Source organism: Sulfurospirillum sp. UCH001, from assembly GCF_001548035.1.
In the GTDB taxonomy this organism is placed as follows: domain Bacteria; phylum Campylobacterota; class Campylobacteria; order Campylobacterales; family Sulfurospirillaceae; genus Sulfurospirillum.
In genome coordinates, this window is record NZ_AP014723.1 from 2,568,028 (window position 1) to 2,592,113 (window position 24,086).

General features: G+C 39.3%; 14 protein-coding genes, 2 tRNA genes and 3 rRNA genes. 8 read left to right on the plus strand and 11 right to left on the minus strand.

Annotated features, from left to right (window positions below; all coding sequences use genetic code 11):
* Positions 1-155: 155 nt before the first annotated feature.
* The 6 genes from UCH001_RS12905 to UCH001_RS12935 form a co-directional block, all read right to left on the minus strand.
* A protein-coding gene (locus UCH001_RS12905; protein WP_145973094.1) for an IS3 family transposase occupies positions 156-1,336 on the minus strand; the annotation gives its coding sequence in 2 pieces (ribosomal slippage) (positions 156-1,048 and positions 1,048-1,336; 1,182 coding nt in all).
* 401 nt (positions 1,337-1,737) lie between these two features.
* Positions 1,738-1,853 (minus strand): 5S ribosomal RNA (gene rrf / locus UCH001_RS12915).
* Positions 1,854-1,987: 134 nt separating this feature from the next.
* Positions 1,988-4,898 (minus strand): 23S ribosomal RNA (locus UCH001_RS12920).
* A 198-nt stretch (positions 4,899-5,096) separates the two neighbouring features.
* Positions 5,097-5,172, minus strand: a tRNA-Ala gene (locus tag UCH001_RS12925).
* 1 nt (position 5,173) lies between these two features.
* Positions 5,174-5,250, minus strand: a tRNA-Ile gene (locus UCH001_RS12930).
* 95 nt (positions 5,251-5,345) lie between these two features.
* Positions 5,346-6,854 (minus strand): 16S ribosomal RNA (locus tag UCH001_RS12935).
* Together the 16S, 23S and 5S rRNA genes with 2 tRNA genes alongside form the textbook arrangement of a ribosomal RNA operon.
* Before the next feature lie 401 nt (positions 6,855-7,255).
* Here UCH001_RS12935 and UCH001_RS12940 point away from each other — a divergent pair.
* Positions 7,256-7,963: a Bax inhibitor-1/YccA family protein gene (locus tag UCH001_RS12940; RefSeq protein WP_067178398.1), complete on the plus strand. Its 708-nt coding sequence runs from the start codon at positions 7,256-7,258 to the stop codon at positions 7,961-7,963.
* A gap of 79 nt (positions 7,964-8,042) precedes the next feature.
* Here UCH001_RS12940 and UCH001_RS12945 read toward each other — a convergent pair whose 3' ends face one another.
* From UCH001_RS12945 to UCH001_RS12965, 5 genes are all read right to left on the minus strand, one after another.
* Positions 8,043-9,260 carry a rhodanese-like domain-containing protein gene (locus tag UCH001_RS12945; RefSeq protein ID WP_067178399.1) on the minus strand — a complete coding sequence of 406 codons (1,218 nt, stop codon included), beginning with the start codon at positions 9,258-9,260 and terminating at the stop codon, positions 8,043-8,045.
* Between the two features lie 33 nt (positions 9,261-9,293).
* Complete coding sequence (gene nrfD, locus UCH001_RS12950) at positions 9,294-10,460, minus strand: NrfD/PsrC family molybdoenzyme membrane anchor subunit (protein WP_067178400.1); 1,167 nt, start codon at positions 10,458-10,460, stop codon at positions 9,294-9,296.
* A gap of 9 nt (positions 10,461-10,469) precedes the next feature.
* Positions 10,470-11,033 carry a 4Fe-4S dicluster domain-containing protein gene (locus UCH001_RS12955; protein WP_067178401.1) on the minus strand — a complete coding sequence of 188 codons (564 nt, stop codon included), beginning with the start codon at positions 11,031-11,033 and terminating at the stop codon, positions 10,470-10,472.
* A gap of 2 nt (positions 11,034-11,035) precedes the next feature.
* Positions 11,036-13,375 carry a molybdopterin-dependent oxidoreductase gene (locus UCH001_RS12960; protein ID WP_067178402.1) on the minus strand — a complete coding sequence of 780 codons (2,340 nt, stop codon included), beginning with the start codon at positions 13,373-13,375 and terminating at the stop codon, positions 11,036-11,038.
* A 356-nt stretch (positions 13,376-13,731) separates the two neighbouring features.
* On the minus strand, positions 13,732-14,451 hold the full coding sequence (locus UCH001_RS12965; protein WP_231963940.1) for a methyltransferase domain-containing protein: 720 nt from the start codon (positions 14,449-14,451) through the stop codon (positions 13,732-13,734).
* A gap of 142 nt (positions 14,452-14,593) precedes the next feature.
* Here UCH001_RS12965 and UCH001_RS12970 point away from each other — a divergent pair, with 142 nt between their 5' ends.
* From UCH001_RS12970 to frr, 7 genes are all read left to right on the plus strand, one after another.
* Positions 14,594-16,201 carry a FecR domain-containing protein gene (locus UCH001_RS12970; RefSeq protein WP_067178403.1) on the plus strand — a complete coding sequence of 536 codons (1,608 nt, stop codon included), beginning with the start codon at positions 14,594-14,596 and terminating at the stop codon, positions 16,199-16,201.
* Positions 16,201-17,505: a tetratricopeptide repeat protein gene (locus UCH001_RS12975; RefSeq protein ID WP_067178404.1), complete on the plus strand. Its 1,305-nt coding sequence runs from the start codon at positions 16,201-16,203 to the stop codon at positions 17,503-17,505. The genes UCH001_RS12970 and UCH001_RS12975 overlap by 1 nt, the downstream gene beginning before the upstream one ends.
* 3 nt (positions 17,506-17,508) lie before the next feature.
* Complete coding sequence (locus UCH001_RS12980) at positions 17,509-19,725, plus strand: CHASE2 domain-containing protein (RefSeq protein ID WP_067178405.1); 2,217 nt, start codon at positions 17,509-17,511, stop codon at positions 19,723-19,725.
* 2 nt (positions 19,726-19,727) lie between these two features.
* Positions 19,728-22,121 (plus strand): HD domain-containing phosphohydrolase, encoded by a 2,394-nt coding sequence (locus UCH001_RS12985; protein WP_067178406.1) that lies wholly within the window; start codon positions 19,728-19,730, stop codon positions 22,119-22,121.
* A gap of 77 nt (positions 22,122-22,198) precedes the next feature.
* Complete coding sequence (gene secG, locus UCH001_RS12990) at positions 22,199-22,534, plus strand: preprotein translocase subunit SecG (RefSeq protein ID WP_067178407.1); 336 nt, start codon at positions 22,199-22,201, stop codon at positions 22,532-22,534.
* Between the two features lie 6 nt (positions 22,535-22,540).
* The gene (locus UCH001_RS12995) at positions 22,541-23,494 is read left to right on the plus strand and encodes a polysaccharide deacetylase family protein (protein ID WP_067178408.1); all 954 of its coding nucleotides are present in this window, start codon (positions 22,541-22,543) and stop codon (positions 23,492-23,494) included.
* 25 nt (positions 23,495-23,519) lie between these two features.
* Positions 23,520-24,080: a ribosome recycling factor gene (frr, locus tag UCH001_RS13000; protein WP_067178409.1), complete on the plus strand. Its 561-nt coding sequence runs from the start codon at positions 23,520-23,522 to the stop codon at positions 24,078-24,080.
* Positions 24,081-24,086: the final 6 nt, after the last annotated feature.

Here is a 24,086-nt window from a genome sequence, read left to right on the forward strand (position 1 = left end):
CAAAAACAGTTCATAAAAAGGATAAAAATATATGGTTATACATCATTCATACTATTACAAAAGCACTATAAATACTTTTTTGCGAAATTAGATGCAGCATATCTATATATGAGACTGATCTGTCAACACTTTATGATACACAGAAATAAATATGTCTAGGCACTCATATCGTTTTGTAACAGTTTATTTTCAAAATCCACTGGTGACAAATAACCATTACTAGAGTGCAACCTCTGTCTATTATAAAACACTTCGATATATTCAAATATAGCTTGATTTGCTTGGCTCCTTGTTTCAAATTTCATATGGTGCGTAAGTTCTGTTTTTAAAGAATGAAAGAAACTCTCGGCAACAGCATTATCATAACAATTTCCCTTAGCACTCATACTTTGGACGATGCCATATTCTTTAAGCATGGCTTTATGGGCATCGGAAGCATATTGACTGCCACGATCGGTATGCCAGATGACACCCTGCGGAGGATTGCGTTTTTTAAGCGCCATAAAAAGCGCATCGTTGACAAGTGTTGCACTCATATGTGCATCCATAGACCAACCAATAACTCTTCTTGAATATAAATCAATGACGACAGCTAAATAGAGCCATCCTTCTTGTGTCGGGATATAGGTTATATCACCTACATACATTTGATTAGGAACTGAGGCATAAAAATCTTGTTGAATTCGATTAGGGGCAATAGCATAGGTATGATTGGAGTTGGTGGTAAGAACTCTAAAACGACGTTTATTGCGACAACTTAGCCCAAGTTTTTTCATAATCCTTGCAATACGTCTACGAGAGACGATCAATCCATAGAGTTGTTCAAGTCTCTTTTTCATTCGGCGTGTGCCGTACGTTTGATAAGTGCTAAGAAAAATATCTTGAATCATGGTGTTTAATACCATATCTTCTTGCCTCTCTATTCGAAGCCATCGATAATAACAGTTACGAGAAACCTCTAATAAATGGCACATGTGCGCAATATTGAATTCATTACGATGCTCTTTAATCCAGGCGTACTTCAATGAGCTTCTTTCGCGAAGAACGCCGCTGCCTTTTTTAAAATATCTCTCTCTATCTTCAACTTTGAGTTCTCTTTACGCAGTCGTCGATTCTCCTCTTCAAGACTTTCTTTGGGTGAACTATTGGTAGTTCGGTTCGGTAATTCAGAAATTAAGTGATGCTTTTTCCTATAGTCTCGTAGCCACGCATACAGTGTTTTATCACTCATCCCTAAATCTTGTGCTATTTGATAGGCTGATTTTTCACTATTGAGGGCTAATTGTATTGTTGAGTTTTTAAACTCTTGAGTATATTTCTGAGCTTTGTTGACCATATTATCAATCCTTCCTTATTATGTAGAAATCTTATCATTTCTGTGTCCTAATAAGTGTAGCCAGATCAATATTTATTTCTGTGTATCATAAAGTGTTGACAGATCAATGATCCTAACTCTATATAATGGAAACTAAAATATATAGTTTCTCTCATAAGGTTGCTTATAAGTGTTTATTATTTCTTTAGAATATATTCTTCAGTCAATTATATCTCAACATCTAGAACAAGAGAAATATATGAGATTCGCGTATACGATATATACATATGAGATAATGATAAGAGTTTTGAGTATATAGATAGAGAGCTGTAGATATGTAGAAACGATCTTTTAGCTTTTTTGCTGCTTGCGATATTATGAATAAGGGATTGAGAAAAGGGAAGGTTAAAGAAGAATCACGGAACTGGCAGCGACCTACGTTTCCATCTCAGTAAGAGAGAGTATTATCGGCGATGAAGAGCTTAGCTTCCTGGTTCGAAATGGGACAGGGCGTTTCCTCTTCTCTATAGCCACCAGAATCGTGAATTAAATCTATTCGCATTATAAGCTAAATAGGCTTAATTCACCATTCTTTAGTGATTTTAGTATTGTCTGTCAACAAAGCGCTTTACACTTAATAAGGAAGTGAAATAGCATTATCATACGTTAATATAGAATAAGCCAAACGACCTATTAGTACTGGTCAGCTAAAGGGCTCTCACCCATTACACACCCAGCCTATCAAACATGTAGTCTTCATGAGGTCTTCAGGGAAAGTTCATCTTGGAGTTGGCTTCCCGCTTAGATGCTTTCAGCGGTTATCACATCCGAACATAGCTACCGGGCGATGCTCTTGGCAGAACAACCCGTACACCAGTGGTTCGTTCAACCCGGTCCTCTCGTACTAGGGTTAACTCTCCTCAACTTTCCTACGCCCACGGCAGATAGGGACCGAACTGTCTCACGACGTTCTGAACCCAGCTCGCGTACCGCTTTAAATGGCGAACAGCCATACCCTTGGGACCTGCTCCAGCCCCAGGATGCGATGAGCCGACATCGAGGTGCCAAACCTCCCCGTCGATGTGAGCTCTTGGGGGAGATCAGCCTGTTATCCCCGGGGTACCTTTTATCCTTTGAGCGATGGCCCTTCCACACAGAACCACCGGATCACTATGACCGACTTTCGTCTCTGCTCGACGTGTATGTCTCACAGTCAAGCTGGCTTGTACCATTATACTCTACGAACGATTTCCAACCGTTCTGAGCCAACCTTTGTAAGCCTCCGTTACTTTTTAGGAGGCGACCGCCCCAGTCAAACTACCCACCAGACATTGTCCTGAACATAGATAATATGTCCCAGTTAGCTATCAGAATAAAGAAGAGTGGTATCTCAACAATGGCTCAGGTGCAACTGGCGTCACACCCTCAAAGCCTCCCACCTATCCTGCACATCTTTATCCCAACAGCAGTGTCAAGCTATAGTAAAGGTCCACGGGGTCTTTCCGTCTTGCCGCGGGTAGGAGGAATTTTCACCTCCACTACAATTTCACTGGATTCCTGGTCGAGACAGCTCCCATCTCGTTACGCCATTCATGCAGGTCGATATTTAATCGACAAGGAATTTCGCTACCTTAGGACCGTTATAGTTACGGCCGCCGTTTACTGGGGCTTCGATCAATGGCTTCGCTTGCGCTAACCACATCAATTAACCTTCCAGCACCGGGCAGGCGTCACACCCTATACATCCTCTTACGAGTTAGCAGAGTGCTGTGTTTTTGGTAAACAGTCGGGAGGGACTCTTTGTTGCAACCTTTTCCGCTTTTTGGAGCAAGTCCATATACAGAAGGAGGCACACCTTATACCGAAGATACGGTGCTATTTTGCAGAGTTCCTTAACCAGATTTCTTCCACGCGCCTTAGAATACTCATCTCACCCACCTGTGTCGGTTTACGGTACGAGCAATAACAGATATACTTAGAAACTTTTCTTGGCTCGACGGCATCAACGATTCACCATCCACTCCGAAGAGTATCAAGTGCCTGTCAGGTCTCGAATAAAAGATTACGGATTTGCCTGTAATCTAATCTACACCCTTCGAACAACTATTCCATCAGTTGCCTCGTTTAGCCCTAAGCGTCCTTCCATCGCGCTCTATTATTGGTGTTGGAATATTAACCAACTTTCCATCGACTACCCCTTTCGGACTCGTCTTAGGTCCCGACTAACCCTACGATGACGAACATCGCGTAGGAAACCTTGGGTTTTCGGCGAAGGGGATTCTCACCCCTTTTATCGCTACTCATGCCTGCATACTCACTTCTAGCCGCTCCAGCGCTCCTTACCGGTACACCTTCAATGCTGACTAGAACGCTCTCCTACCACTCTACTATGTAGAATCTACAGCTTCGGTGGATAACTTTAGCCCCGTTATATTTTCCGCGCAGAATCGCTAGACCAGTGAGCTGTTACGCTTTCTTTAAAGGATGGCTGCTTCTAAGCCAACCTCCTGGTTGTTTAAGCAACTCCACATCGTTTTCCACTGAGTTATCACTTTGGGACCTTAGCTGGTAGTCTGGGTTGTTCCCCTCTTGACGACGCATTTTATCACCCGCCGCCTGACTGCCATGATTACATATACGGTATTCGGAGTTTGACAGGGTTTGGTACCTTGGTATAGGCCCTAGCCCAATCAGTGCTCTACCCCCGTATACTACAACATGACGCTATACCTAAATATATTTCGGAGAGAACCAGCTATCACGAAGTTTGATTGGCCTTTCACCCCTATCCACAAGTCATCCCAAGACTTTTCAACGTCAGCGAGTTCGGTCCTCCACTAGCTCTTACACCAGCTTCAACCTGCTCATGGATAGATCACTTCGCTTCGGGTCTGCAGCATCTGACTAATTCGCCCTATTAAGACTCGCTTTCGCTACGGCTCCGAGTTTTCTTAACCTCGCCAGATACCACAACTCGCAGGCTCATTATGCAAAAGGCAGTCCATCACCCTGATAAATCATAGGGCTCTGAATGATTGTAAGCAAATGGTTTCAGGTTCTATTTCACTCCCCTCACTGGGGTTCTTTTCACCTTTCCCTCACGGTACTGGTTCACTATCGGTCTGTAAGTAGTATTTAGGGTTGGGAGGTGGTCCTCCCGGCTTCAGACAGAATACCACGTGTTCCGCCCTACTCAGGATACTGCTAAGATGAATCTAGATTTCGTATATGGGACTATCACCCGCTATGGTTAACCTTTCCAGGTTACTCTACTACCTATCATCATTCTACAACGCAGTCCTACAACCCCAGATGCAAGCATCTGGTTTGCCCTCTTCCAAGTTCGCTCGCCGCTACTATCGGAATCTCTATTTGATTTCTTCTCCTCTGGCTACTGAGATGTTTCACTTCGCCAGGTTCGCCCCCCGCAGGGTAACTGATATTACTATCAGCTGGGTTGCCCCATTCGGATATTCACGGATCAAAGCTTCTTGACAGCTCCCCGTGACTTTTCGCAGTCTAGTACGTCCTTCATCGCCTCTTACAGCCTAGGCATCCACCATTCGCTCTTAATAGCTTACCTATTTGTATTCTAATGCACATTTCACTCCCTTATTAAATGTAAAACATCTAACAAGTTGTAAATTGTTTTTTTTGCGTTTTGTTGACTTTGACAATAATAAATTAAATAACTTTAGACTAAAAAAGTCTAATATCAACTCTTAAAATAAAGAACTGATATTAAACTTCTTCTCTCTTGTTTGACAATGTCCATAAAAAATGGTGGAGAATAGCGGGATCGAACCGCTGACCTCCTGCGTGCAAAGCAGGCGCTCTCCCAGCTGAGCTAATTCCCCATGGTGGGCTTAAGAGGACTCGAACCTCTGACCTTACCCTTATCAGGGGTACGCTCTAACCACCTGAGCTATAAGCCCCTCTATCTTTCATTCAATCTCTCAAAACTAAATAAGCTTCCCTAGCTTAGGCTCGCCAGAGACACCATTGTGAGATAGTGTCTCATATACTCTAGAAAGGAGGTGATCCAACCGCAGGTTCTCCTACGGTTACCTTGTTACGACTTCACCCCAGTCGCTGAACCCACCGTGGTCGGTAACTAGTTTAGTATTCCGGCTTCGGGTGAATTCAACTCCCATGGTGTGACGGGCGGTGAGTACAAGACCCGGGAACGTATTCACCGTAGCATATCTGATCTACGATTACTAGCGATTCCAGCTTCATGGAGTCGAGTTGCAGACTCCAATCCGAACTGAGACTAGGTTTTAAGATTTGCTCCACTTCGCAGTATCGCTTCTCTTTGTCCTAGCCATTGTAGCACGTGTGTAGCCCTGGGCATAAGGGCCATGATGACTTGACGTCGTCCTCACCTTCCTCCTCCTTGCGAAGGCAGTCTGATTAGAGTGCTCAGCCGAACTGTTAGCAACTAATCACGAGGGTTGCGCTCGTTGCGGGACTTAACCCAACATCTCACGACACGAGCTGACGACAGCCGTGCAGCACCTGTCTCTAAGTTCTAGTAAACTAGCACTCCCATATCTCTACAGGATTCTTAGGATATCAAGCCCAGGTAAGGTTCTTCGTGTATCTTCGAATTAAACCACATGCTCCACCGCTTGTGCGGGTCCCCGTCTATTCCTTTGAGTTTTAATCTTGCGACCGTACTCCCCAGGCGGCACACTTAATCTGTTAAGTGCATTACTGCAATGACTAGCATCGCAACAACTAGTGTGCATCGTTTAGGGCGTGGACTACCAGGGTATCTAATCCTGTTTGCTCCCCACGCTTTCATGCCTCAGCGTCAATAATGTTCCAGTAGATCGCCTTCGCAATCGGTATTCCTGGTGATATCTACGGATTTTACCCCTACACCACCAATTCCATCTACCTCTCCCATATTCTAGGTAACCAGTTTCGAGAGCAGTTCAACGGTTGAGCCGTTGGATTTCACTCTCGACTTGATTTCCAGCCTACGCATCCTTTACGCCCAGTGATTCCGAGTAACGCTTGCACCCTCCGTATTACCGCGGCTGCTGGCACGGAGTTAGCCGGTGCTTATTCATAAGGTACCGTCATTATCTTCCCTTATAAAAGGAGTTTACACACCGAAATGCGTCATCCTCCACGCGGCGTTGCTGCATCAGAGTTTCCTCCATTGTGCAATATTCCCCACTGCTGCCTCCCGTAGGAGTCTGGACCGTGTCTCAGTTCCAGTGTGCCTGATCATCCTCTCAGACCAGGTAGGCGTCATAGCCTTGGTAGGCCGTTACCCCACCAACTAGCTGATACCATAAAGCCCCATCCTTTAGCAATAAATCTTTCCCAACTTACCTTGTGATAAGAAGGAATATGGGGTATTAGCAGTCGTTTCCAACTGTTGTCCCCCACTAAAGGGCAGGTTAGCTATACATTACTCACCCGTGCGCCACTAACGAAATAAGCAAGCTTATTTCATCCGTTCGACTTGCATGTGTTAAGCACGCCGCCAGCGTTCACTCTGAGCCAGGATCAAACTCTCCATAAAATTTTTATGAAGTGTTCTTCATTTGACTTATCTCTTTGTTTGCGAAGAGTTGATAATCTCTTACTTTATTTGCGTCCTGGCTAAGGTCGCTTATTTAGATTTCAAAGATTGAATTTGACATTGTTAAATTGTTAATGAACTTGAACGCAAATCCCCAACTTTGGGCCGTTCTCTTAAACCCCGTTCTCTCAAATGGGAGGAGAATTATATATCCTCATTCCTTATAAAAAGGTTAAACGAGAAGATAATTTGAATAGTTTTTTTATTTCTCTCAATATGATTAATTTTTTGTTTACTCTCTTTCCATATAATAGATCTCTCAAAAATTGCATTCTTTCTTTCGAATTTGATAGAATGCATTTTGATTAACTCGGTTATTAAATATATAAAAGGAGAATAACATGGGACTGTATGACAGAAATTACATACAACAACACTCACATGAGAGTGCCTATGAGCATGCTGGGATCAATGAGAGTTCATTAGGACTTTTCATTAAACAGACCTATCAACTGTTTGCAGCCTCACTGCTTGCTGCAAGTGCTGGCGCATATGTAGGAATTGGTATGGCAAAAGCCATTACTTCTTGGTACTGGGGACTCGTCATTTTAGAGTTTGTCTTTTTATTTGGACTATATGCATTCAAAAGAAAAGCCGGTATCAACATGATACTTCTTTTTGGATTTACATTTGTGAGTGGACTAACCATCGTGCCCCTACTTTCACATACGTTAGGCATGCCTGGAGGCGCTAGTATTGTTGCGAATGCATTTATTTTGACAACAGTAGCTTTTGGCGGACTTTCAGTCTTTGCAATGAATACAAAAAGAGATTTTTCTGCAATGGGTAAAATGCTCTTTATCACATTAATTGTCATCGTGGTTGCTGGAATTATTAACATCTTTTTCCACAGCCCAATTCTTCAATTAGCCATTGCAGGTATCAGCTCTATTTTATTTAGCGCTTTTATTCTTTACGATACACAAAACATCATTAGAGGTGCTTATGAAACACCAATAGAGGGTGCTATTGCTCTTTATTTAGACTTTTTAAATCTCTTTATCTCATTGCTTCAAATTCTTGGAATTTTTGGCTCACGCGACGAATAAGCTTTCAAACAAGCATAAAAAAAGGGGCGGAGGATTTTCATCCTCTCGCCCCTTTTTTGCATTTTATCGATAAAGTGAATTAACCTAAAGGCTCATTCACTTTAATATCACACTTACCGCTCTTATCACATTTAATGTTGGCATCAAAATAGAATATTTTACTGACATCAACTTTTGCATCTTTGAGTTTTAAGAAAGCTTCCATTGATCTTCCACCAGCAGAACAGTTCATAATAACAACTTTTCCTTTTGGAAGTTTAGCTGCAAACTCTGTTGCACTCATTTTACCAGCTTCGATATTGATAGCACCTTTAATATGCCCATTGGCAAATTCCCCAGCCGTTCTAACATCGATAACAGCTACATTTGCAGGAATTTTATCGCTTACAATGAGTGCTTTATACCACTCACCATCAACCGTTCCTTCATCTTCGCCGAGTTTAATACCTTCAACAAAAGCATCTTTTTTAGGTGCTGGAGCTGTTTCTACTTTTTTAGCGCCACCTGCTGTGGTCTGTTGTCCTGCCTCTTTCCATTCTGGATAGCCACCAGCGTAAACACTAATTTTTTGGTAACCAAATTCTTGAAGCTTTTTAGCTAAGTTATGTGATTTTGCACAACTATAACCCTCACAGAAACTTACAATCGGTGTTGCTTTATCTGCAGGCAAACGACCTTTAAGTTTATCAATTTCTTCATCACTCATATAAACAGCACCTGGGATTGTTCCTGCCATATATTTAGCATATGGTCTTGCATCCATGAAAACGGCACTATTGTTTTTAAAGAGTGCTTGAACTGCTGGTAAACCAATTTCTGGATAATTTTTACTTATCCACTCTGGCTCACCTGCTTGATATAATTTTACATTCATAAAGCCTTTGCTTTTTAAATGTCCTGCAACGATGGGGCTTTTCTCACAATCCCATCCACCACAAAATACAATAATCTCTTTATCTTTAGCGACTTTATCCAATTGACCAATAAACTTGTCAATTTGTGTATCGGGAATATTGATACTTGATGGAATTGTACTTGCTAAATATTTTGGATTAGGACGTGCATCAATAAGAAGTGCTTTCGCACCATCTCTTGTTCCATTCCCAATAGCTGCTTTGACATAAGCATAATCCACATTTTCTAGTTTAAACTTCTCAATTAAGCCTTTAACATGTGCTGTTGGCTCAGTAAGTACTTTTGCACTTGGTGTACTTCCTGTTGCTTCTGGTTGTGTTGTACATCCGCTGAGTAACAATCCAGCAACAATGACACTACTTGCGAAAACTCGTAATTTCATAGCGATCTCCTTTTTGAAGTTTATAACTCAATGTTAATGATGACTTGTTTCATCCAAATTAAATATCTTATCAGCAAGATAATACATTAAAAGTGAAAGCCCAATACCGCCAAGACCTATGGCAAACTCTGTAACTGAAGGAACATATTCTAAAAAGGTCGGAGGCAACTCATACTCGCTAATTTTAAGTGTTCGCATAGGATACAAAAGTGTATCGTGAACCAAACCATAGCGCATAAAGAAAATACCAACCATACCAGCGATAGAAGCATAAACGGTTGCTTTAATCGCTTTTGCATTACTGAGTAAAATCACCACAAATGGGATCAACATACCTAATGTCAACTCACCAAACCAAAAGTTAGGGTGCTTAATCGCATGTAAAATAGTTGCTGCACGCTCTGGCATATCACCATAAAGTGCTGTTAAAATTTTCCATGCCTCAAAGAAAATAAGTACTGCTAAAAGCATTCCTAAAATTTTTCCAAGCTTTACAAGCATTATAGCAACTTTCTCAGGAAAGTTCATTTTATAGCGAAAACCATACATCAAGAAAATCAAATAACATCCAGTGATCATCGCAGAAAGGATGAAATAAACTGGATAGAAAACACCATTTGCTGAAGGGCGAGAGACTAAAAAGCCAAAGACCGCTCCAAGATTTGAGTGTGCTGCAAGACCTACTAAAAGTCCACAGACTCCAAAGATTTTAGAGAGTGTGTGGTTCTCTTTAATCGCTAAAAAGAAAAATTCTAAACAAATAAATGTAAGATAAAGTCCATAAAGTGTTCCCATCCACCAAATAGCAGAGGTTAAACCTGGAGTTAAAACATTGTAAATGAGCATAGTAATAGGATGACCAATTTCTAAGCCAATAACTGCAAAACCAGAACTAATCGTAATAATCGCACCTGCAATAGCACGTTTACCAATTTGTTTGAACTCTTCAATACCAAAAACATGTCCAATAGAAGAGATAATACAAAGACCCGTACTTGATACGACGAAGAAAACATACATCGAGATCAAAAGTCCCCAAGGATGTTGTCTTGTAACATTATACGCATGGTGGCCATGTAATATATAATTCACGGCACCTGCAAAAAAAGCTGCAACTAAAGCAACTGTCACAAATGCCATCACTAAATTCAGTGGTGTTTTTTCAAAATAAAAGAGTTTTTTCAAAGAGATGGTATTCATCTTAGACTCCTACAATATATAAAATAGTTTTGGTTTAGTACCCAAGTGCTCTTTCACTTGACGGTACTCTTTATTGGCAAGAAGGACAGAAATCTCACTGTTTGGATCATCCAAGTCACCAAAGACCCTTACTTTTGTCGGACAGGTTGCTTGACATGCTGTGGTGGTTTCACCTGCTGCTAAACGCGTGTCTGAACAGAATGTACATTTATCAACCGTCATGGTTCGCTGGTCAACATAACGCGCATCATACGGGCACGCATTGATACAATACGTACATAAAATACATTTATTTGGATCAACCATAACCATACCATCTTTGCCATAGTATGTTGCATTGGTTGGGCACACTTGTTGACACGGTGCATTATCACAATGCTGACATTGACTTGGATGATATGTTTGTGAAGCAATAGAAATATTTGGGAATTGTCCTTCTGCTTCTTTCACACCTACCCAGATACGATAATGATCTTTGAGGAGTAAAACACCATTTTCTTCTTTACACGCACTTTCACATGCTCTACAATTAATACAATTTTTGTAGTTAAGTGCCATTCCATAACGTGCCATAATTAAACCTTTCTAATTTCTACAATAGTGTCATGAAGACAAGATGATCCGTGCATCGGCTCAATGCCATCTTCTAAAATAGCTGCATCATTGCCGCCATTGTTATAAGCCAAAGAGAGTGCTTTGGAGTACACACCAAATCCATGTACAAAGAAAAGTGTATCTGGTCCAATTTTCTCTGTTGGATACGCTTTAATCGTTGTTTTACCCACTTTGCTGGAGACTTCTAATTTATCACCAAATTTAATACCCATTTTATCTGCTACGCGTTTGTTAATCCACGCGTAATTTTGTGGGACTAAGTTGAGAAGTAGGCGATTATTGGCAGTTCCTGATTGGGTGAATTGTGCATGACGTCCTGTAATAAATCTAAATTTACCTGCAGGTGTTGCCATCTCATATTCCGCTTTCCATGTAGGCATCGCGTCGATTCCTTTTTTAGCAAGCGCAGGTACTGCACATTCAATTTTGCCTGAAGGGGTTGCAAATTTATTGTTTCTTACAGAATACGCACGTTTGTGCTCTGGATAGTACTCATACTCGTTCACACCCAATTTTTTGAAATACTCATTCATATTTGGATAGAAAACACCCTTCTCTTTAAGGATTGCAGCTGCACCTTCATATTTTGCAACAGCATGTGCATTGAGTTCTTCTTGATCGTGCATAAATGGCTTCGTCAAATCAAAATCTGCATAGACTTTTTCTTCGCCATCATCTTCAATCGCCATTTGCACATCTTCGTCATATTTTTTGGTAATTTCAAAGAGTGGCTTAGAGAGTTTTGTACTCAAGCCTCTCATAATTTCCATGACTGGTTTCGTTTCAAACATAGGATCAATCGCTTTATTACGCTGAGCGATAGAAGGCTCAATACCACCATACGAAACGACAGGGTCTGTTCTCTCTAAGTAGGTACACTCAGGTAAAATGACATCGCTGAGCATCACGGTATCGCTTGGCATAGTGTCAATGGTCACAATAAGATCCAATTTCTTCAAGAACTCTTCGGTTTTTTTATTGTTTGGCATGTTTTGCATCGGGTTGTGTTTGTAGTTAAAGAGCGCACGGATTGGATATGGACTACGATTTTCTAAAACCATATTTCTAAATGCAACCCATGAACCAGAACCGCCAACTACCGCTGCTTCATCTTTTTCGATACGAGGTTTTGCTTGTGCGTACATTGGAGCAACCGCATCATGCTCTACCAATGGTAAGCTCTTACCAAAACAGATACCGCCTTTTATATCAACACCTCCACCAAGTGCGCTAAAAATTGCTTGAGCACGGCGAAGTTGGAAGTCATTTTTAGACCATGTTGTACGGCGACCTTGATAATAAATCGCTTGAGGTGCATGCGCCATGAAATCACGCGCAACTTGGTAAATATCTGCCGCTTTAATACCTGTAATTTTTTCAGCCCATTCTGGCGTATAGTTGTTACTTAAAATATGCTCTTTATAGGCATCAAATCCATTGAAATAATTTTCAACAAATGGTTTATTGTAACGCTCTTCTTTAATAACAACATAGGTTAATGCTAGTACAAATGCTAAGTCTGTTCCTACGTTAATCGCCAACCATTTATCACTTTTAGCGGCTGTATTGGTAAAACGAGGATCAACAGTGATGAGTTTTGCACCTCTACCATTGGTACGTTTGAAAAAGTCCATTGTATCAGGTGTCACAATCGCTTCTGCACGATTTGCTCCTGCCATAATGACATATTTAGCATTATCAAGATCAGATTGACCGTAACCACCAATGGTTAAAGAATAGCCTGAAACAGTTGTTGCTAAACAAAGACTTGCATGGTTTAAGAAGTGAGAAGAACCGAACATCGTAAAGAAGCTTTTAAACGTATGCTCTGCGATACCTTCACCTGCACAGAAAGCTACGGTTGAGCGATTATCTTTTTCTTCATCTAAAATTTTGGTGAGTTTTTCATTAATGTAAGCATAAGCTTCGTCCCAACTGACACGCTTAAACTTACCACTACCTTTTTCTCCATCACGAATAAGAGGATATTTCAGACGGTCTGGATCGTACAGTGCCTTAATACCTGCATTTCCACGTGCACAAAGCATATTGCGTGATTTTGGAAAAAGTGGATTTGGATCAAGTTTTTCAACAACACCATTGCGTACATGAGCAATGGCAGCACATTTATTAACACACATTTCACAGAGTGTTGCTACTTTTTTATCTTCATTGCCAACTTTCTTGGCTGGTTTTGTAGCGCTCGCCATAATGGAAGAGGAACTTAGGCTCACTCCACCTGCGATTGACATCGCCACACTACCTTGAAGAAATCTCCTTCGTGAGATCTCTACTTTCATCGTGTCTCCTTGTTATCTTTTACCTTTAAGTTTCACACCTCAAAACGAAGTCTAAAAGTGCGTCTTGATATAACCATTGTAAAGCAACTATCTTAGAAAGAACTTACAAAAGGTAAAAAAAATTATCCAAAAAGTATAAATTTGCAGTAAATGCCCTATTTAAGGGGATTTAAAAAGAGGTAAAATAGATCATTTTTTCATGCATTATGCGCATAAAAGTAAATTTTTATAAACTTTTTATAGCATAAATTACAAATTTTGGTTAAAAAAAACAGTAGATTATCAATTTTTATATTTAAGTTTAAATAACTATTTTGAAGGTGTTGTATAAATTTTGGTTATATTTTATTGACCTTTTAGAAGCTCTTTGGTTTACCCCAAAGAAAAAGAACCTCAAATTCGAGGTATTCATGCGGATAATTTTGAATCAATGCTTTGGTTTGAGCAACGCTTAAACGTTTTTCCCCGCCACTCACTCCACTCTTTTTGATGTAGCGGAATTTGGAAAGATTATCATCAAAAAAGAGGCGAAATGTTTTGACTTCATAGTGACATGAAAAATACGTTTCAAACATAGCTATCAATGCTTTTGCGTTGGGTAAAAAAGTTGTAAGCCCGCTCATAGCATAAATAGATTCAAATGTTTTATCGGTAAAAATAGCAAATGCTCCCTCTTTACAACGAAGAGAGAATTGAGCGACGAGTGCTTCAATATCTTTTGCCCATTGCAGAGCAGAAGAAGAAATCAATAAATCGTATGATGTTTGTAATTGTGAGCAAAGGGTTTTAGATTCAAAGTCTTCACAAACAATATAAACATTTTCATTTTTAGGATGAAGTTCACACATGCTTTGCGCACTATCTACACCCAAAAAATGCTCTATATCCCAAGAGATTTGTTTAAAAACAGCACCGCTTCCGCATCCTAAATCTAAAATTTTTTTAGGTTTAGAGTGAATCTGTGAGACTAAATAGTGTGCTATCTCTTGCTGTAAAGAGGTATAAGCATCATAACTATGGGCGTTTTTGGAAAATTCTTTGATATGTTTTGCAATCATGTGCGTTGAGATGTCCACTATTTTTCTAAAAATTATACTCTGCTACGCCTAAAAAATGACTGTTTCATGTTTGTCACTAACGCTTGATCAGAACTGCCAATAATAGTTTAAGAAATCTTTTCATAAAATATCTAATAATACTCATAATGAGGGGTTACACATGTCTAAATGGGGGCATTTAGGTATTTTTATGTGCTTGTTTTTAAGCACGCAAGCTTGGGCATCTATCGGTAAAGTTTCCTTACTTAAAGGCGATGCAACAGCATCAAGAAACAACCAAACCATTCAACTTACAACTAATGCTTCTATTGAAGAGCGTGATACGATTTTTACAGCCAATAACAGTCAAATCCAACTCACATTTGAAGACAAGACGGTCATTACATTGGGTAGTTCAAGCGTCTTGGATATTCAAGAATACCTCAACGATGCGCAACAACCCAAAGCAAAATTCAAATTCAATCAGGGAACATTTAAAAGCATTACGGGTGAAATAGGTAAAAAAGCACCTGAGAATTTTAATCTAGAGACCAAAACAGCAACTATTGGTATTCGTGGAACAATTATTTCAGGTCAAGTGGGAGGAAACTCCAATATCGGTGGAAATATTGTGCTCTTACCTGATACTATTGGCTGTAACTCAGGGCAAATTGTAGTGTCAAATGCTTATGGCTCTGTCGTCATTTCACAAGGATTTCAAACAACGGTTTCCATGGGACAACCACCTGCACCACCTGTTGTATTAAGCCCCTCATTAATCAATTCGATGCATGGTGGCGCTTTGCAACCGCAACCTTCTCCGCCGCCGCCTTCACTTCCACCTGTTCCAAATCTAGCAGAACAAGCAATGCAAACTAGTCAACAAACATCTACATACACAAACTTTACAAATCAAGTAGATAGCTACAGCGATAGTTTTTATCCTGTTTTTAAACCAACCTTGCAATCAGCTTCTGCTCATCAGGGAACTATTACATTTAATGGTTTAACAACATCTCAATACTTTTCTAATGATCTAATTACAAATATCCAAGATACGCTGACATTTAGCATTAATACTAATAATGACAGTATTTCTAGTGGAACGATCATGCTTAATCATGAAGGACTCGATAATCCGATACCTCTATCTTTAATAAAAACGACTAACAGTTCAACGATGACTTATAAAAATAGCAATGAATTTTCAATCAAAGATTTTGATGCATATAAAGGATGGTTGCAAACTGAAAATACGTATACTAATGATTATGTATCATGGGGTTATTGGTCTATGAAAACCAATGATGATACCAAGTTAATGGCAACAACAAACTACTGGGTTGCTGGAAAAGAAGTTACCGCTGAGAGTGTTATTCAAAACTTAAAAGCAGGCTCAAACGTAGATTACACTTATAATGGTCATGTTATTGGCTCTGTAACGAATGGAACAAACACCTACACTATTGATCCAACAAACAATAATGCTATTGTCCTGAATTTTAATTTTGGAGGAGGTAATGGTAGCCTTAGTAATGGAACTATACGATTCCAAACTAGCCAAACAACCCCTCAAGTATGGTCAACATCCCTATTTAGTACAGGAATATCAGGAGTCGGCTTTACTGCTGCTGAGGGAACTATTTCGGTCAATGATGCAGTTCCAAACTCAAGCATAACTTTCGTTAAAGGTCAATTCTATGGGTCTTCTGCACAAGCAGTAGGTGGAACATTTAAATTAAAAGCTGATTCGCAAACAGCTATAGGTGTTTTTAAGGCGGTAAAATAATGAAACTTTCACATATTGTAGCGATTGCACTGCTAGGAACACACCTGCTTGCACAAGACATCTCTTCTAAAGAACTTTACGATTCAGCGCAAAAAGCATATACTCAAGGGGATTTCGCAACAGCATATCCTTTGTTTGAAAAACTTTTTGAGGAAACACCCGCTAGTGCTGAAATCAATTTTTTTGTGGGACGATGTGCTTTAGAGTTACGCCACTATGATGAGGCTATAGCGGCATTTGATCGTGTACTGATACTCAATCCAAAACATACACGCACACACCTTGAACTAGCACGTCTCTACTTTGAGCGACAGCAACTAGAATTAGCACAAACAGAACTCGATATAGTGCTTAACGAACAACTTCCAAACGATATACGAGATGTTGCAACTGCATTTAAGCGCCAAATCAATGAACGTCGGAATCCACATAAAATTGCAGGAGCACTTATCGTAGGTGGTGGGTATGACAGTAACGTCAACAACGATATTGGTATCAAAGAGTTCACACTTCCATCTCTTAACATTCCTCTCTCAGGCAATGAAAAAAAGAAAGATGGTTATGGCTTCTCAACATTTGTTCTTAACCACAGTTATGACTTTGGTGAACGAGGAGGATGGAGTTTAGAAAATAGCTTTGTCGCGTATGACAAGCTCTATTCTCAATCAAGCAAAAACAATCTCGTATTGCTCTCGCTCTCCTCTGCACCAACATGGAGTGAAAACGACTACAAAGTTTCATTACCTCTCACGTTTGATCGTGTGTACATCGATGGAAGAGGATACCTCTATAATGTAGGTGCTGGTATCACAAACAGTTACCTCATCGATCCACTCTCTCAGATTGAAGGTGGATATAGCTTTAAACGTGGTTACTACAATGAAGAGACACATGATGTCAATGCACATCTACTTTTTGCAAATTATCGACGTGTTATTGGTGATAATCTCTTTGCGCTAGCTCTTCACACAAGTTATGGCATTAACAAAGAGGTAGAATCCATTCGAACAGATGTACAAAACAAAGAGTGGAAATACGGACTGGATCTTTCAAAAGAATTCACTAAAACATTCCGAAGTGCGCTTAGTTATACGCACACTTCAACCGATTATGATGATGTTGATACCCTGTTCTTAACCAAACGTCAAGATGACAAAGACCAATATGAGCTCTCTTTTGGCTATACCCTTCAAAAAAATCTCTCGCTGGGTATGAGTATTATGTACAGTGACAATCGTTCTAACCACGATCCATATGACTATGATAAAATCAATGCGCTTGCTAGTATTATGTGGACATTTTAACACATGCGAAAAAGCCTAACACAGCTTCTTTTCACCTTTATGGTTATAGGGAGCTGCGTTGCAGGCTACTTCCATTTTAGCCCTTTTTGGCAGCCCTTTGAATATAAAATCAAAGATTTGATGCTACAAAGTAGAGGTGAAATCATGGGAGATGATAATATTGTTATCGTTGATATTGATGAAAAGAGTCTTAAAACTTTAGGACAATGGCCTTGGAGCAGAGATAAAGTTGCCAAACTGCTGCAAAACCTTTCTGATTTTGGTGCAGCGATTATCGGCTTGGACGTTGTGTTTGCGGAAGCAGATAACAGTTCCCCTCAACACATCTTAAAACAGTTTGGACTTCCTTATGAAAATCTCCCAGATTACGATGCTATTCTTGCTCAAACCATCACACAAACACCCACCGTTATGGGTTATGTTTTTGCACTCACACCAGATTTTATAGAACCTGAAGGACATCCTAAATCTGCCGCAATCATTATAGAACATGAGCGTCCCGCACACTCCTCTCTTATCAAGCCCTATCGTGCCATTTTAAACATACCCCTTATACAGCAAAAAGCTTATTCAAGTGGCTATTTTAACACTATTCCTGACAACGATGGCATTGTACGTAGTATTCCATTGGTGATGGAATACGATGGTGTACTGTACCCTTCACTTAGTCTTGAAATGATACGCATCGCATTAGGTGAAAAGAAGATCAACATTGTTTATGATGAACGTGGAGTTTCTCAAATTGAAATTGGAGAGCATATCATTCCTACCGATTTTTATGGACGTTTGATGGTGAATTATCGTGGAAGCCAGCACAGTTATGAGTATATTTCAGCTGTTGATGTCTATAACAATCATATCAATCCTCTTCAAGTTAAAGATAAAATTGTCTTAATTGGAACATCTGCCGCAGGATTGCTTGATCTTAGAAGTACTCCTTTTGAGAGCGTTTATGCAGGAGTGGAAGTACATGCAAATGCGATCGATAACATTTTACACCAAGACTATATCGCAAAGCCTATTTGGACTGTTGGTGTAGATATTATTAGTCTTTTTGTGGTCTGTTTCATCACACTAGCGATTTTATTGCTTCCAAGTGCTTTGTTTAGCTTTATTGCATTGGTTGTATTGAATCTTTGTATTATTTTCATACATTACTATAGTATGATTTATCAAGGGGTGTTATTTAACACTATCTTACCGCTTGTAGCCATCAATATACTTTTTATTATTGGACAAGCCATTAACTATTTTCTTGAAATCAGGCAAAAAGAACTTGTGAAACACAAATTTGCAAGCAAAGTGAGCCCTGCTGTTATGAACAATATTCTCTCAAGCAACAACGATGTTCTAGAAGGTGTTGAAAAAGAGATTACCATCTTTTTCTCTGATATTCGCAACTTTACAGCTCTTTCAGAAGCGGCAGGAGCTCCAAAGCACCTGATTCACCTTATGAACGCTTATATGGACCCTATGAGTCAAATCATTATTCGCGCAGGAGGAACCGTCGATAAGTTTATTGGCGATGCGATTATGGCATACTGGAATGCACCACTCAGTATCGAAAACCATGCAGATAAAGCTGTCAGCGCAGCCTTAGAACAACTTCATTATCTCCCAAAACTCAATGCTTTACTTAAAACAAATCCTGAATTTGCGCAAATCGTTTCTATGTCAGAAGCAAAAACTGTCCCTATCATCGACATTGGTATTGGTATCAATACAGGGCTTGCCATTGTGGGAGAGATGGGTACAAGTAGCCGAAGCGATTATACTGTCATCGGCGATGCAATTAATTTAGGTTCTCGTTTGGAATCTTTATGTAAATATTACAACTCTCATCTTACGATTTCAAATTTCACAAAATCCCTATTGAAGGGCTCTTATATCTTTCGCTTCTTAGATTTAGTAACCGTAAAAGGTAAAAGTGAACCTGTTGAAGTATGGCAAATCCATGACTTTGACACGCCTCAAAAAGAACCACTCTACAATGTCAGCTATGAAGAACTTCACGAAGAACTCACACTCCACCATGAAGCAATTGCACTTTACAAAGAAGCCCGTTTTTCTGAGGCTCTTTCTTGCTTTGAAGCGTTACAAAAAAGAGAAAACAAAACCAATGAAGCCATTTATACTATTTACTGCGAACGTTGTTCGCATTACATAGCGTTTCCACCGGCTTCATTTAATGGCGTTTTTGTGCATACTACAAAAGGATAATCATGAGTCATATTCGCATTCTTGGTGCTCAAGGCAGCAGGTCAAAAGAGTCTTTTACAACATGTATTCAAGTTACAAAAAACACTCTTATAGACGCTGGCAATATCATGCATGCTCTTGACAATGAAGCCTCATATATTAATCGTATCTTTTTCTCTCACGCTCATTTAGATCATATTATTGATACCGCTTTCCTTATTGACAATTTTTTTGCCAATCGTACAGAGACACTTTTACTCTATGGACTTCCGCATACGATTGAGGCTATAAAAAAACATCTTTTTAACGATGTGCTTTGGCCTGATTTTAGTAAGATTCATCTCGTAAATTCTAAAACTCCAGCGATCACCTATGTTGAAATAGAGGCAAACCAAACATATGAGATTGAAGACGGGATTACACTAACACCTTTTTTAGCCAATCATACTGTGCCATGTTGTGGTTATATCATTACCCAAAATAACAATAGCCTGCTCTTCTCAGGCGATACATTTCACAATGACGCTCTTTGGCAACTCTTAAACCATAGACAAGACATTAAAACACTGATTATTGACGTCTCATTTCCTAACCATTTCAAAAAAATTGCGACTGAGAGCAAACATCTTACACCTCATTTTCTTGCACAAGGAATGGAACAACTGAAACGAGATGATTTACATATTTATATTAATCATCTCAAACCTTTTTACGCTGAACATATTATGCAGCAACTTCATGAGATAGGTATCTCAAAAGATGCCATTCTAAAAGATGGTGAAAGCATAGAACTTGCAACAGGTGTCTTAAAAACATGCACACATACAAGTGTTGATGAACGTGTTCAAAAACTGACTGAAATTGGTACGGCTCTTTCTGCAAATGAAAATCTAGATGCTCTTTTAGAGATGATTATAGAAGAAGCTAAGAACCTTACAGGCGCAGATGGAGGCACTTTATACCTACTGGAAAATCATGAACTGCGTTTTAAAGTCATTCGAACAGACTCCTTAGCGATTAAAATGGGTGGGACGAGTGGTAAAATCACCTGGCCACCACTTCCACTCTATCTTGAAGATGGAACACCCAACAAAAAAATGGTAGCTGCGACATGTGCACTGGAAGATCGTTTAGTCAATATTCCTGATGTTTATGAGGCGATAGGCTTCTCCTTTGAAGGGACCAAACAATTCGATCAAGGAACAGGTTATCGCTCCAAATCCATGCTTGTCATTCCTATGAAAAACCATGAACGTGAGATCATTGGCGTTTTACAACTCATCAACAAGATAGACTCACAAACACAAGAGGTAGTTTCATTTGAAGCAGAAGATGAAAAAATTACGCTCTCTCTTGCTTCACAAGCAGCCATAGCCATCACAAATACATCGCTCATTCAAGGACTTGAAAATCTTTTGGAATCTTTTCTCAAAAGTATTATTTTTGCTATCAGTAAAAAATCACCCTACACTGCTGGTCACATCAAGCGTATGGTAAAACTCAGTGTTATGATTGCAGAGGCGATCAATAAAGATACAACTTTGTACGCCCATAAACACTTTAGTGCCGAAGAGATAAAACAGATCAATTTTGCAGCCCTTATGCATGACATTGGAAAACTCGCTACACCAGAACAAATTGTTGACAAAGCAACAAAACTTGAAGCATTATGTGATCGAATCAATCTGATTGAAAGTCGTATAAAAACACTTGAAAAAGCTTTATATATACAGCTTTTAGAAGATAAAGTTGCTCTTTTAGAAGGTAGACAAACAAATGACATTACCCTTTTAGAAAAAAAATACACGAAAGAGATTCAAACATTACATGAAGCATTTTCACTGATTCAAATCAGCAACAAAGGCGATGCATTTTTGACAAATGACAAGGTTGCAAAAATCCAAGAATTTGCCAAAAAAGAATGGAAGATTGGAGATGAAAACTATTACATTCTTACAGAAGATGAAGCATATCATCTTAGTACACAAAAAGGTACACTAACCACTGAAGAGCGTGAAATTATCAATGCCCATGCAAAACTCAGCGTTGATATTTTAAATCGTCTCCCTTTCCCCAAAAAATACCAACAGATTCCACAAATTTCAGGAAATCACCATGAAAGAATTAATGGTAAAGGATACCCTCAAGGACTTAAAGGTGATGAAATTAGTTTTGAAGCACGCATTTTAGCGATTGCCGATATTTTTGAAGCGTTAACGGCTAGTGATAGACCCTATAAATCGAGCATGCCGCTCTCTGTTGCCATGAAAATTCTCTACTCCATGGCACAAGAAGGAGAACTCGATAAAGAACTTGTTAAATTTTTCTATACCTCAGGTATTTATATGGAATATGCAAAAACCTTTTTACCACAACGTTGCATCGATGAAATCACACTAGATTTTCAGAAGCTGTAAGGACTTTAACGATTTTTTAACACGTTTTGGGTATAATCCTTGGTTCTACATTATTTTGCAAACAAAGGACATCCCTTATGACCACCGTTTTATTGATTTTACAATTTGTATTAACTGCTATTTTAACTGTATCTGTACTTCTACAAAAAAGCTCATCTATCGGTCTTGGCGCTTATAGTGGAAGCAATGAATCTCTTTTTGGTGCAAAAGGACCAGCAGGATTTATGGCAAAATTTACATTTATCATTGCAACTCTTTTCATTGTAAATACACTTACTTTGGGTTATTTTTACAACCAAGACAAAAAAGTATCTATTGCTGAAGATATCAAAATCGAAAAAAGCGTTGTTCCAAGTGTTCCAGCACCAGTAACATCTGCTCCAGCAGCCCCTGAAGCACCAGCATCTAAATAATCTCGCATGAAATCCTTTTGGCTTGTATTGTGTTTAAGCGTGATGGTATGGGCAGATGCCCATATCTTCATCTACCATCGTTTTAACGATTCTAGATATCCTACAACCAACACAACGCTCGAAGAACTCCGTAAAGAATTTGACTATTTCAAGAAAAATGGCTACAAAGTCATTCCGCTTGAAAAATTAGTAAACGCTCTTCATAATAAAGAAACTATCCCTGATAATTGGGTTGTCCTTACCATTGATGATAACTATAAAAGCTTTTATGAACATGGTTTAGCACTCTTTAAAGAGTACAACTACCCTTTTTCAATGTTTGTTTACGTGGGAGCAACAGAGCAGAAATACGGTGATTTTATGAGTTGGAATCAACTAAAAGAAATAGCTAAATATGGCTCTTTAGAGTTTCATTCGATGAATCATCCTCATATGACAGAATTAAATGATGAAGCATTGAAAAAAGATTTCGATGAAGGGTTGGCACTTTTTGAAAAACGTTTGGGTATTAAACCACGTTACTTCTCTTACCCTTTTGGTGAGTTCAGCCCACGTGTCAAAAATATAGCCACGAGCTATGGTTTTCAAGCTATTTTAAATCAAACGATGGGCGCAGTAGCTAGCTTTAGCGATCCACTCGATTTAGACCGTTCTGCTCTTGTAGGTAAAAGCGATTTAGGTGGATTTTTAAAATACAAGGCTCTTGAGACAACATGGTTTGAACCTACGTTTTTAGGAGAAGATGGTAAACTCACCTCATTGCATGTCAAAGCACAGACCAATGCAACTAAGGGTGGCATATACATTAGCGAACATGGCTATCAAGAGGTCAGTTTAAGCGATGGTATATTCAAAGCAGAACTTAACAAAATATTGACAAAAGAGCGTACACGCGTTATTGTTTCAGTAGGCAATAAAATCTCAACAAAATTACTTGTCAAAGACAAGTTTAGTAAATAATTTCAACTTACAAAAGAGGTACACAATGGAACTAAGTAAAGTATATGCTGAACAAAAAGAGCATATGGAAAAATGTATTGCGGCACTTAAACGTGATTTTATGACCATTCGCAGTGGTAAAGTTTCTATTTCAATTTTGGACAATATCCATGTTGATTATTATGGAACACCAACAGGTCTTAGCCAAGTTGCAACCGTTCTAGCAACCGATGCGACCACGATTACTATTTCTCCTTGGGAGAAAAAAATGCTTAGAGAGATTGAAAAAGCAATTATGCAAGCAAACATCGGTGTTAACCCAAATAACGATGGCGAAACTATCAAACTTTTCTTCCCTCCGATGACATCAGAACAGAGAAAAGAGGGAGCAAAACAAGCTAAAACAATGGGTGATAAAGCGAAAGTTGCTATCCGTAATGTACGTAAAGATGCCAACGATCAAGTCAAAAAATTGGAAAAAGATAAACTCATCACTGAAGACCAATCTAAAAAAGGTCAAGATGAAGTTCAAAAAATCACTGATGCAACCGTTGCAAAAGTCGATGATCTTGTAAAAGAAAAAGAAGCAGAATTACTTAAAATTTAAGGGCAA

What these genes read in the sequence shown, in the direction of transcription:
- UCH001_RS12975 (WP_067178404.1), top strand. Translation starts at nt 16,201, where the DNA reads ATGAAACTTTCACATATTGTAGCGATTGCACTGCTAGGAACACACCTG.
- UCH001_RS12960 (WP_067178402.1), bottom strand. Translation starts at nt 13,375, where the DNA reads ATGAAAGTAGAGATCTCACGAAGGAGATTTCTTCAAGGTAGTGTGGCG.
- UCH001_RS12970 (WP_067178403.1), top strand. Translation starts at nt 14,594, where the DNA reads ATGTCTAAATGGGGGCATTTAGGTATTTTTATGTGCTTGTTTTTAAGC.
- nrfD (WP_067178400.1), bottom strand. Translation starts at nt 10,460, where the DNA reads ATGAATACCATCTCTTTGAAAAAACTCTTTTATTTTGAAAAAACACCA.
- UCH001_RS12955 (WP_067178401.1), bottom strand. Translation starts at nt 11,033, where the DNA reads ATGGCACGTTATGGAATGGCACTTAACTACAAAAATTGTATTAATTGT.
- UCH001_RS12940 (WP_067178398.1), top strand. Translation starts at nt 7,256, where the DNA reads ATGGGACTGTATGACAGAAATTACATACAACAACACTCACATGAGAGT.
- UCH001_RS12945 (WP_067178399.1), bottom strand. Translation starts at nt 9,260, where the DNA reads ATGAAATTACGAGTTTTCGCAAGTAGTGTCATTGTTGCTGGATTGTTA.
- UCH001_RS12995 (WP_067178408.1), top strand. Translation starts at nt 22,541, where the DNA reads ATGAAATCCTTTTGGCTTGTATTGTGTTTAAGCGTGATGGTATGGGCA.
- UCH001_RS12985 (WP_067178406.1), top strand. Translation starts at nt 19,728, where the DNA reads ATGAGTCATATTCGCATTCTTGGTGCTCAAGGCAGCAGGTCAAAAGAG.
- frr (WP_067178409.1), top strand. Translation starts at nt 23,520, where the DNA reads ATGGAACTAAGTAAAGTATATGCTGAACAAAAAGAGCATATGGAAAAA.
- UCH001_RS12980 (WP_067178405.1), top strand. Translation starts at nt 17,509, where the DNA reads ATGCGAAAAAGCCTAACACAGCTTCTTTTCACCTTTATGGTTATAGGG.
- secG (WP_067178407.1), top strand. Translation starts at nt 22,199, where the DNA reads ATGACCACCGTTTTATTGATTTTACAATTTGTATTAACTGCTATTTTA.